General features: G+C 73.8%; 12 protein-coding genes. 1 reads left to right on the forward strand and 11 read right to left on the reverse strand.

Annotated elements, in window-relative coordinates; all coding sequences use genetic code 11:
• The 11 genes from AC1DUQ_RS08790 to AC1DUQ_RS08840 all read right to left on the reverse strand — a co-directional run.
• Nucleotides 1-495: DoxX family protein (locus tag AC1DUQ_RS08790; protein WP_477073662.1), on the reverse strand; the 495-nt coding region annotated here is incomplete at its 3' end.
• Nucleotides 496-647: 152 nt separating this feature from the next.
• Nucleotides 648-1,595 (reverse strand): 5'-3' exonuclease, encoded by a 948-nt coding sequence (locus AC1DUQ_RS08795; RefSeq protein ID WP_477059906.1) that lies wholly within the window; start codon nt 1,593-1,595, stop codon nt 648-650.
• A 233-nt stretch (nt 1,596-1,828) separates the two neighbouring features.
• Nucleotides 1,829-3,208: a hypothetical protein gene (locus tag AC1DUQ_RS08800; protein ID WP_477073663.1), complete on the reverse strand. Its 1,380-nt coding sequence runs from the start codon at nt 3,206-3,208 to the stop codon at nt 1,829-1,831.
• 72 nt (nt 3,209-3,280) lie between these two features.
• Nucleotides 3,281-3,829, reverse strand: a complete 549-nt coding sequence (locus AC1DUQ_RS08805) for an RNA polymerase sigma factor (protein WP_477059904.1) — start codon at nt 3,827-3,829, stop codon at nt 3,281-3,283.
• A gap of 89 nt (nt 3,830-3,918) precedes the next feature.
• Complete coding sequence (locus AC1DUQ_RS08810; RefSeq protein WP_477059903.1) at nt 3,919-5,472, reverse strand: MinD/ParA family ATP-binding protein; 1,554 nt, start codon at nt 5,470-5,472, stop codon at nt 3,919-3,921.
• 190 nt (nt 5,473-5,662) lie between these two features.
• Nucleotides 5,663-6,067, reverse strand: a complete 405-nt coding sequence (locus AC1DUQ_RS08815) for an ATP-binding protein (protein WP_477073664.1) — start codon at nt 6,065-6,067, stop codon at nt 5,663-5,665.
• Nucleotides 6,068-6,095: 28 nt separating this feature from the next.
• Complete coding sequence (locus AC1DUQ_RS08820) at nt 6,096-6,692, reverse strand: NifU family protein (protein WP_477059901.1); 597 nt, start codon at nt 6,690-6,692, stop codon at nt 6,096-6,098.
• On the reverse strand, nt 6,689-8,629 hold the full coding sequence (feoB, locus tag AC1DUQ_RS08825; protein ID WP_477059900.1) for a ferrous iron transporter B: 1,941 nt from the start codon (nt 8,627-8,629) through the stop codon (nt 6,689-6,691). The genes AC1DUQ_RS08820 and feoB overlap by 4 nt, the downstream gene beginning before the upstream one ends.
• Nucleotides 8,626-8,862, reverse strand: a complete 237-nt coding sequence (locus tag AC1DUQ_RS08830) for a FeoA family protein (protein ID WP_477059899.1) — start codon at nt 8,860-8,862, stop codon at nt 8,626-8,628. Before AC1DUQ_RS08830 ends, feoB begins: the two co-directional genes overlap by 4 nt.
• A gap of 94 nt (nt 8,863-8,956) precedes the next feature.
• Nucleotides 8,957-9,985, reverse strand: coding sequence for an alcohol dehydrogenase AdhP (gene adhP, locus AC1DUQ_RS08835; protein WP_477073665.1), 1,029 nt, complete (start codon nt 9,983-9,985; stop codon nt 8,957-8,959).
• A gap of 122 nt (nt 9,986-10,107) precedes the next feature.
• Nucleotides 10,108-10,473, reverse strand: a complete 366-nt coding sequence (locus AC1DUQ_RS08840) for a VOC family protein (protein WP_477073666.1) — start codon at nt 10,471-10,473, stop codon at nt 10,108-10,110.
• Nucleotides 10,474-10,676: 203 nt separating this feature from the next.
• Between AC1DUQ_RS08840 and AC1DUQ_RS08845 the strand changes: the two genes are divergently transcribed.
• On the forward strand, nt 10,677-10,922 hold the full coding sequence (locus AC1DUQ_RS08845; RefSeq protein WP_477059896.1) for a hypothetical protein: 246 nt from the start codon (nt 10,677-10,679) through the stop codon (nt 10,920-10,922).
• Nucleotides 10,923-10,940 lie beyond the last annotated feature (18 nt).

Genomic DNA, 10,940 nt, shown 5'->3' on the forward strand with positions numbered 1-10,940 from the left:
GGCGAGCACGATGTCCTTCAGCACGTACTGACCCGTGAGGGTCGGTCCGCCGGCGGGGAACAGCTCGCCGTAGAAGAGCACGACCGGCGACATGATGCCGACCAGTGCAGCGGCGAGGACGACCAGGCCGGTGCGCAAGAACAGACCCGTGACCAGCGTGAGCCCGATGACGGTCTCCATGATCGCGGTGAGCAGCAGCGCCGCCGTGGGGCCGACGAGGCCGAACGTCAGCGTGCCGATGGTCCGCTCGGCCAGCTCCGCCGCCGGGCTCATGCCGGGGAAGAACTTCAGGACGCCGAAGCCGAGGAACACCAGCCCGAGGCTGATCCGCAGCGCGGTGATCGAGTAGCGGGTCAGCACGCTCGCCAGTCCGCCGACCGCGCGGTCGACCATCGAGGCCGGCGGGAGGGCGGGAGCGAACGTGTTGCTCGGCACGGGGGCCGACGTCCGCGCCGCGGGTCGCGCGGTGGACGTCAGGGTGCGGGCAGAGGACATGGGACGTGCCTTTCCGGTCGAGACCCCGGGGTCGGGGCGCAGGGTGCCGGGGATCTCCGGCGGGGGCGTGGCTACCGGTCGGTAACGCACGTCCCAGCAGGAGGACGCCTGTCCATGTCTGATACGTCCGATTTCGTTTCCGTCCCTGACTTTCACCCGCTGAGGGCGTCCACCACCCTCTTCACGCTCGACGACAGCCCCCACGCCTGCGCCAGCGTGACGAGCGCCTCGGCGTCCGCGACGACGCTCGGCAACCGGTCGTCGAGCTCCCCCACGGGCGCGTCCGGTGCCACCCGGACGACGGCCGGCGCGACCGCCAGGTAGTCCGCCGCCTCGATCAACCGCTTCCGCTGCGTCGCGGTCAGCCCGGCGTCGCCGGCGTCGCGCGCGGCGAGGATCCCGTCCAGCGACCCGTACCGGTGCACCAGCTGCGCGGCCGTCTTCTCGCCGATCCCCGGCACACCGGGCAGCCCGTCGCTCGGGTCCCCGCGCAGCACGGCCATGTCGGCGTACCCGGGTCCCGACGCGACCGCGTACTTCTCCTTGAGCACCGCCTGGTCGATGGCCATCAGGTCCTTGATGCCCCGGATCGTGTAGAGCACCCGCACCGGCACGCTGTCGTCGACCAGCTGGAACAGGTCCCGGTCCCCCGTGATGACGTCCACGGGCGCGCGGTCCTTCTTCGCGACCTCGCGCGCGACCAGGGTGCCGATGACGTCGTCGGCCTCGTAGCCGGGCACCCCGACGCGCGCGATGCCGAGCGCCGCGAGCACCTCGACGATGATCGGCACCTGCGGCGACAGGGTGTCCGGCACCTCCTCGACGCCCGTCGTGCCGGGCACCTCCACGGCCACCCGGTGCGCCTTGTACGACGGGATCGCGTCGACGCGGAACTGCGGGCGCCAGTCGTCGTCCCAGCACATGACCAGCCGCGTCGGCCGGTGGTCGTTGACCAGCCGCGCGATCATGTCGAGCAGCCCGCGGACCGCGTTCACGGGCGTCCCGTCGGGCGCCTTCACGGAGTCGGGAACGCCGAAGTACGCCCGGAAGTACAACGACGCGGTGTCCAGCAACAGCAGCTTCTCGGTCCGCTCACCCATGCCCGCGAGTCTGTCAGCAACCGCCGACCATGTCGTTGACTGCGCGACGAGGCCCGATACCGGCTCTGATCACATGCTCGGGACCGCGGCCCCGGACGAGAACAGCGTGGGTCGCTCTTCGGGGGGTCAGAACGCGACTCACGTTGTTCCCGGCGGGCATGACGAAGGCCGGTCGGCATCCCCTCCGACGCCGGCCGGCCTTCGTGCTCTCTCCGCAGAGCTTCCGGGGGGAGTCAGCCCGCTGCGGAGAAGTCCAGCTGGTCGTCCACGACCGCGATGACGCTCCACGTGACACCGTCGGCGTCCGCGAGCTCGTACGTGGGCACCAGCACCGACGCCCCGGTCGGCAGGGTGGTCAACGCGACCCCCAGCCGGGCGGAGACCAGCGTGACCTCCTGCACCGGCCACGCCAGCGGGCTCCCGGCCTCCGGCGTGGCGGGAACGGTCGGCTCGGTCATCTCCGGGGAGACGACGGAGTCGTCCGCCGCGCGCATGCCCTCGGCGGCCAGCGGCATCACGCCGCCCCCGCCCGAGACGCCGAACCGCGGGTCGCCCAGGCGCTCGACGGCCTCGGTCGGGCTGACGACGTCGTACGTGCCCAGGTCCACCATCGGCGCGAGCGGTGCGTACACCGACTGCACCCCGTCGGCGACGACCGTGACGCTCGCGGTCACCCCCGTGAGCTGCCCGTCGAGCGACTGGCTGGCGGTGACGTAGGTGAGCTGCGGGGTGGACGGCTCCGTCGAGACCGCGAACTCGTAGCCGGCGGTGTCGATGCCCAGCGACGCGAGCACGTCCTTCGCCTGCTGGGCCGCAGCGTCCCCCGTCGGCGCGTTCACGGGGGTCGGGCACTTGGACTGTCCGCCGTCGATCGCCGGCTCCGGGAGCGCGACCCCGCCGTCGGCAGCCCCGCCCTCCACCGACCCGCCGCTGTCGGGTGCCGAGACCGCGCAGTTCCACGGGTCCCGCGTCGGGTCGTAGTACGACAGGCTCGCGAGGCCGTCCGGGGACAGCGACACGGACGGGGCGGAGCCGTCGTTCGGGCCGACCGTCCAGGTGCCGTACTCCAGCCGGGGCTGCCCGGCCACGCCGWGCGCCGCCGCGGCAGCGACGACCGTCGCCTCGGAGTACGTGCCCGCCGCGTCGAAGCCCCGGGCCTCGCCCGAGCCGCCCTCGGTGGACAGCCCGTCGGCGGTGAACACCGTCCGGCCCCCGTACCAGGGGTACATCAGCTTGGCGGCGTCCTGCCCACCCGCGGCCATCGACGTCGCGGCCTCGTCCCGGGCGGCCTCGGGGGCCGGCGCCTGACCGAGCGTGATCGCCGGCGCCGACGCCACCGTCTCCGGCGCGTTGGTGAGGCCGAACGCGTAGCTGCCCCCGCCGATCACGGCGACGCCTGCCACCGCGGCGGCGATGGAGAGCCAGCGCGGTGCACGCCGGCTGCGGCGCGCCGCGAGCTCGTCCTGCGGGGCGGACACGGTGACACCCGTGCCCTCCGCCACGGCCGCGTAGAGCGCCGGCAGGTTCGGCTCGCTGCCCGCGGCGGGGTCGGCCGCCTGGACGCGGGCGAACGCGACGTCGTCGGTGGGCTCGTTGTTCGTTCGGTCGTCCACGATGCTGCCTCCTGGTCCGGGTGCGGTGCTCCTCTACCCCTCATGTGTGCCGAGGGGCCCGCACCTTGCAGCTCAGGACTCGGCAGCCGCCCATACCTCGCGCAACCGGGCCCGTGCCCGGCTGAGCGCGGCGTCCGCCCCGCCGCGGCCGATGCCGAGCACCTGGGCCAGCGCGTCGCCGGTGAGCCCCTCCCACGCGTTGAGCAGCAGGACCTCGCGGTCGCGGGCACTSAGGGCGCCGAGCACCTCGCGCACGCGCTCCTCCTGCACCGCACGCACGGCCGGGTCGTCGGAGTCGATCTCGTCCGGCACGTCGGCGACCGGGATCGGCCGCCCCTTGCGGCGGTGGTTGGCGACGACGAACCCCGCGGTCCGGTACAGCCAGGGCAGCTCGGCGCCGTCGGGGACGTCCGCGCGGCGGCGCCACGCGACCGTCAGCACGTCGGCCGCGAGGTCCTCGGCCTCGTCGCGGCCCGCGCGACGGACGACGAAGCGGTGCACCGCGGTCGCGTGCTCGCGGACCAGCGCCTCGAACCAGGCTGCGTCGTGCCCGCTGTCCCCGACGTCGGTCGGCACGTCGCCGGTCTCGCTGTCCGGCGTGCTCGATGTCCGCGACGGCACGGTGCTCCCCTGGTGGTGGTCGGACGAAGGCCTACACCTGCACTCTGTCGCGAGCGCACCAGATCTTGCACGCCCCTGCGGGCGAGTTCTCAGAGGCCGTCGGCCACCACGGCGGTGACGCGGAGCCACGCGTCGCGGGTGGTCGTGCTCAGGGCCTCGTAGTCGATGGGCCCGCCGGCGACGAGCGCCTTGTCGTGCGGCACCTCCAGGACGGCCCGGGTGAGGGCGCCGAAGTGGGACCGGAGGCGCTTCTGCAGGTCCTTGTCGACCTTCGGCTCCGGCGCCGACAGCACGGTGACCGCGCGGCGGACCGCCTCGTCGTGGCCGGTGGCCCGCAGCGCGTCCAGTGCCCAGGCGGCCGACTGCGCGGTGTCCTCGCGGACGGTCGAGACGACGACGATCTGGTCGGCGGCACCCACGGCGGCCTGCCAGTTCGAGGCCCGCATGTTGTTGCCGGTGTCGATGACGAGCACCCGGTAGAAGCGCGAGAGCACCTGGTGCAGCGACGTGAACGAGTCGGCGTCGACCGACGAGGCGGACGCCGAGTTCTCGTCGGACGCCAGCACGTCGAACTGCTCGCTGGGCTGCGTCCGGACGAACCCGTCGAGGTCACCGATCCGGACCGTGCCCTCGGTGCCGAGCGCGGGCAGCGCGTTGAGCAGGTCCACGGCCGTGCGGGTGTGGTCGGCGTGCGACGAGCGCCAGCCGAGGGTGCCGCGGGTCTCGTTGTTGTCCCACGCGAGCGTGTACCCGCCGCGCTGCAGCCCGAACGTCGCGGCCAGCAGCATCGTCGCGGTCGTCTTGTGGGCGCCGCCCTTGGGGTTGATGACGACGATCGTCTTGGGTCCGTCGAGCGTGCGCCGCACCGAGGCCGACGCGATCCGCCGACGCCGCTCGTCGCGGCCGGGACCGGGCGAGATTCCCCCGAACGTGAGCCGGCGGATGCCCGCCTGCCAGCCGTGCTCGGCGGGACCACCGGTGGCGGCGGGGTGCCGCGCGGCCAGGAGGTCGTCGAGGGTCGGGAGCGACGACGCGGCCACCGGCGCCGTGGCCGCACGGGCCGGGGTCGGCCCCGCAGCGCCGGCGAGGTCGTTGTCGGGGGTCGCCGGGCTCTCCTCCTGCGGCCGTACGGAGGCGCCGCGCGTCGCGGCAGGCCCGCGGTTGGGCGTCGGCGGGGCGGTCGGTGAGCTCGCGGGGGCCGGGGTGACCGGCAGACCCCCCGACGGGGTGGAGGGCACGGAGGCGGAGGGCACCGCCTCGGGGCTGGAGGTGACGGTGGCCGACGTGGCCGGGCGGTCCGGAGCGGGCTTCGCGTCGACCACCTCGATCGGGCCGGAGTCCTGCGCGCTGTCCGCCGCGTCCCCCGGCGCCTCGTCGACCAGGCCGTCCGGGTGGATCAGCAGGGACCAGACGCCGTCGGGGTCCCGCACCTGCACCGGGACGGGCTGCCCGAGGGAGCCCGCCAGCCCGGCGATGCGGCTCGTGATCGCGGCGCCCGCCTCGGCGAGGGTCGCCATGCGCACCCGCTCGATGACGCCGTCGACGGAGATCTCCCCCGTACCGTCCTCGCGCACCTCGGCACGGATGTCCGGCAGTCGCGTCGTCGTCGTCGACGTGTTCTGCCCGTCGGTGCGCTCACTCATGGTCTGGTTGCCCCTCGCTTCTGGTCGTCCGCCCCCGAAACTACGCTGCACAGGCCCTGCGCGCACTGTCGAGGCGCAGGCCAGGGCACTACGACCGCCCGCAGGGGACCCCGTGAGCAGCGGTCAGGGACCTCCGCGTGAGATCCGGCACTGCCGGACATGCCGGGCGTGTCGAACGGCGCGGGCCCGGTCAGTCGTCGGTCACGACCTCGAACCACACCGTCTTGCCGTCCGCGTGGGTCTGGATGCCCCRGTCGGAGGACAGCGCCTCGACGAGCGCCAGACCACGGCCGCTCGGCGCGGTCGGCTCCGGGTGGGCGACCGTGGGCGTGCCCCCGCCCGCGTCCCGGACCCCCACGTGGACGGTCGCGCCGTCGATCCGGACCTCGACCCGCACGTCGCCCGCCTCGGGACCGTGCACGACCGCATTGGACACCAGCTCCGCCGTCAGCAGCTCGACGACCTGGTTGGAGGCCCCACCGACGCCGGCGTCGGCGATGGTGCGCATGACCCAGTGCCGGACGGCCCGAGGGGCCGAGCGCTCCGCCTGGACCACCAGCTCGCCGGCGAGGGTCTGGGCGTCTCGACGGCGCACGCTCGCGGCGCTCCGGAGATCTCGCACATCACCCACCCGCCCAGAGTGCCCGACGCGGTCCGTTCCTGCCTGGGGGGACCGCCGACGCGTCCGAGTGAACCGCAGGCTGCTGGGCGGTGCTGCTCGCCTCCTCGACGCCCACCAGCCAGGGACACCGGGCCCGCAGCTCGCGCTCGAGGCGCGCGCGCAAGGTGACGGCCGCCGCGGGGCACCCGTGGCAGGCGCCGTCCAGGTGCACGGTGACGCGCCCGTCGCAGACCGCGGCCAGCGTGATCCGCCCGCCGTGGGACCGGGCGAACGGGCCGACGATGTCGCCGACGACCTCCCGGGCCGCCGCCAGGAGCAGACGGTCCCGCTCGTCCCGCCCGGACGGCGCCGTGGCCAGGCCCGCGCGCACGGCGTCGCGCACCCGCGCCGACTCCTCGGCCCAGGTGCGCCCGGGGGCCAGCGTGGTGCGGACGTGCTCGGGCCCGAAAACGAACGAGTCGAGGACGCCGGCGTCCCGTAGCGCGAGGAGCGCAGACGGCTCGGTCGGCGACGGAGGCGTCGGAGGCGTCGGGCCTACGTACCAGGCCACCGTGCTCGGATCGGCGGTGGTCTCCGGGTGCAGCGGGAGCAGGGTCATCCCGTGAGCCCGATCGTGACGGCACGCGCGATCCACGCCATCACCCACGCCAGCGCGGTCATGTAGGTGAACGCGAGCGCCGGCCAGCGCCAGGAGTTGGACTCGCGGCGCAGCACCGCCAGGGTGGCGAAGCACTGCATCGCGTACACGAAGAAGGTCAGCAGCGCGACGATCGTCGGCGCGGTGAAGATCGGCGTCCCCGCACGCGGTCCGCTGTCCCAGGTCATCGCCTCGAGGGCCTCGGCGGGATGCTCGGTGTCGCTGGACGCGGCGATCTGGCCCATCGTCGAGACGAAGACCTCCCGGGCGGCCATCGCACCGAGCAGGCCGACGTCGATGCGCCAGTCGAAGCCCAACGGTGCGGTCGCCGGTTCGACGGCCCGGCCGACCGCCGCGGCGTAGCTGTGGTCGAGCTGGTAGGCCGACGCGTCCGCCGGGGCCATCGACGCCGTCTCGGTGGAGTGCGTCGGGAAGGTCATGAGCGCCCAGAGCACGACCGTCGCGCCGAGGATGATCGTGGCCATCTTGCGCAGGAACGCCCCGACCGCTCCCCCGACGGCCTGCGCCACGGCGCGCACCGACGGCAACCGGTACGGCGGCAGCTCGAGGTAGAAGGGCAGCCCGCCGGCGCGCAGCACGGTGGACTTGAGCACCGAGGCGACGACGAGCGCGGAGATCCCGCCGGCCAGGTAGAGCGCGAGCATCGCCAGGCCACGCATGCCGACAGGCCCCCAGGCCGCGTCGGCCGGCACGAGCATGCCCACCAGGAGCAGGTAGACGGGCAGTCGCGCGGAGCAGGTCATCAACGGCGCGGACAGCATGGTGGCCAACCGGTCGCGCGAGGACGGCAGCGTCCGCGTCGCCATGATCCCCGGCACCGCGCACGCCACCGAGGAGAGCATCGCGACGAACGCGCGCCCGTCCAGCCCGCTCACCTCCATGACGCGGTCCATCAGCATCGCCGCGCGGGCCAGGTACCCGACGCCCTCCAGCAGCGAGAGCAGGAGGAAGAGCAGGGCGATCTGCGGGAGGAAGACCAGCACGCCGCCGACCCCGCCGATCAGGGCCGTGCCGACGAAGTCGGCGAGCACCGGGGGCCCGATGTGCTCGATCGCCAGTGACGACAGCGCGGCGAACACCTGCTCGATCAGGCCCATGGCGGGCGCCGCCAGGGCGAAGATCGCCTGGAAGAACGCGAACATCACGACGAGGAACGCGGCGACGCCGCCGACCGGGTGCAGCAGCACGCGGTCGATGGCGCGGGTCCGTCCCGGTGCGCCGGCCGGCGTATAGCGCGCACGGTGCACCACCGACGAGATCCAGGCATCCAGCTCGGCCGGGTCCTCGGCGGGCGGGGGCACCACGGCGGACGGCCACGAGCTCCAGCCCAGCACCTCCTGACGCAGCGCGGGGATCCCCTTGCCACGGTTGCCCTGCACCTCGTGCACCGGCACGCCGACCGCGGCGGCGAGCAGCGCGAGGTCCAGCCGACCGCCCCGGGCACGCAGCTCGTCCATCATCGTCACCGCCAGGGCGCACGGCCGCCCCGTCGCCAGCGTCCGGGCGACCAGCTGCAACGAGCGCCGCAGCGTGGTGGCGTCGACCACGAGGAGGAGCGCGTCGGGACGGGGCAGGCCGGGGATCCGGCCCGCCAGGTGGTCCGCGACGACCTGCTCGTCGGGGCTGACCGGGTCCAGGCCGTAGGTGCCCGGCAGGTCGGTCACCGCGACGGACGCCGGCGCGCCGTCCACCGTGCCCGTGATCGTCCCGACGGCGCGGGTGACCGTGACGCCCGGATAGTTCGCGGTCCGCACGTGCAGCCCGGTGAGGTGGTTGAAGACGCTGGACTTGCCGGCGTTCGGGCAGCCGACCATGGCGACCTGGCGGAGGCCGGTCGCCGTCGGTGCCGCGGGAGCGTCGTGGCACGTCGCGCTCACGGCAGGACCTCGACCACGACGAGCGCGGACAGGTCCCGGCGCAGGCACAGGTCGGACTCCCCGACCCGGAAGAGCACCGGGCTCCCCCACGGTGCACGCCTCACGCAGACGACCTCGCAGCCCGGCCGGAAGCCGAGGTCGCGCAGGCGGGCGAGCGTCGAGGGTGCTGCGCCCTCGACGCCCACCACGGTCGCGCAGGCCCCTCGGGGAAGGTCCCGCAGCCGCACATCCATCGCCCCACCCGTCCTGGCGACCCGGGGCTCGTCCCCGGCACCGCTCCGGACGTTAGTGGAGCCTTACCTCATCATCTGGGTCGTTGGTCCCGGCTCAGCCGCGCATGTCCATCACGACCCGGCCGTCGATCTCACCGCGCTGCATCTCGGCGAAGATCGTGTTGATCTCGGCGAGCGGACGCGTCGTGTACGTCGGGCTGACCAGTCCACGGGCGWAGAAGTCGAGCGCCTCGGCCATGTCCTTGCGCGTCCCGACGATCGACCCACGGACCGTGAGCCCGAAGAGCACCGTGGTGAAGATGTCGAGCGGGAACTGCTCGGGCGGCAGCCCGACCAGGGCGACCGTGCCGCCGCGCCGCAGCGCACGGACCGCCTGCGGGAACGCGGTCCCGTTCACGGCGGTGACCAGCGCGCCGTGCACGCCACCGGTGCGCTCCTGCAGCCGGGCGGCCGGGTCGTCCTCGAGCGACGCGTTGACCACGACCTCGGCGCCGTGCTTGGTGGCCAGGGCCAGCTTGGACTCGTCGACGTCGACGGCGGCGACCCGGCGGCCCATCGCGACGGCGTACTGCACGGCGAGGTGGCCCAGGCCGCCGATCCCGGAGACCAGCACCCACTCGCCGGGCTTGGTGTCGGTCATCTTCAGGCCCTTGTAGACCGTGACGCCTGCACAGAGGACGGGTGCCGCGCCGGCGGGGTCCACCCCGTCAGGGATCACCGGGCAGTAGCGCGAGTCCACGACCATGTACTGCCCGAAGGACCCGTCCACGGAGTAGCCGCCGTTGCGCTGGTTCGGGCACAGCGTCTCCCAGCCGGTCTGGCAGTACTCGCACTCGCCGCAGGCGGACCAGAGCCACGCGTTGCCGACGAGGTCCCCGACGGCGACGCGGGTGACGTCCTCGCCCACCGCGACGACGTGCCCGACGCCCTCATGCCCGGGGATGAACGGCGGCGTGGGCTTGACCGGCCAGTCGCCGTGGGCCGCGTGCAGGTCGGTGTGGCACACCCCGGAGTAGTCGACGCGCACCAGCGCCTCGTGCGGGCCGACGGTGGGGATGGCGACGTCCGCGACGTCCAGGTCGCTGCTGAACGACCGGACGACCGCGGCCTTCATGGTGTCCATGGTGTGCACTCCTCAAGCTGCTCCGCCCCCGGCACGGGGGTGTCCGCGACGGTGCGGACACTCCAGGTATGGCCCTCGGCTCGAGGCGCCAGTAGGGCCACAGGTCCCGCGGACGGGAGCGGTCAGGGCAGCTGGCTGACCAGCCCGACCAGGTTGCCCTCGGAGTCGCGGACGAACGCGTGCCACTCGTCGGTGCCCGCCGGGCCCAGGGTCTCGTCCTCGTGCCGGAAGATCACGTGCGGCTCGGACTCGACCACGACGCCGCGGCTGCGCAGACGCTCGATCGTCGCGGCGACGTCGTCCACCCGCAGGTAGAGCAGCGCGGAGGGGGCGCCGACGTCGAGCAGGAGCCGGACCCCGTCGAGGTCGAAGAAGAGGAGCCCGKGCGGGTCGAACCGGGCCGTCGGCGGCGCTCCGAGCAGGTCGGAGTAGAAGGCCGCGGCGCGGTCGAGGTCCTCGGCGTGCTGGGCCACCTGGACGAGTCCCATGCGCCCATCCTGCTCCTTCTGAGGTACCTCAGACACCGGCACCCCCACCTCAGGTCCCGCTGGCCAAGCCTCAGACGGACATCTGCCGGATCAGCTGCTCAGGACCCGTCGACCGACCGATCCGGCACCCTCCCCCTCACGACCAGAGTCGTGGTTGTCAACGAGAGCCGGGCAGATCGTCCGGCGTTCATGAGGAGGACACCATGGCTGACTTCTGGGGACCCGCCCTCGACGCCGAGCTCGCCTACCGCCACGAGCGCCTGTTCACGGCGCTGCGCGGGATCCCGGTCGGGGACGACCACGACACCGAGGACTCCGGCGCGACGGCCCCTGCGGCCACCGCCCGGCCCGACGGCTCGCTGCGGCCCGTGCAGCCCGCGCACCCGCTGGTGAGTGCGGCGCGTGGGTGGCTGCTGCGAGGATCGGAGACATGGCACGCGGCTCGATGAGCACACCCTTCGTCGCCC

The organism is Cellulomonas sp. P4_B5_2 (assembly GCF_056402235.1).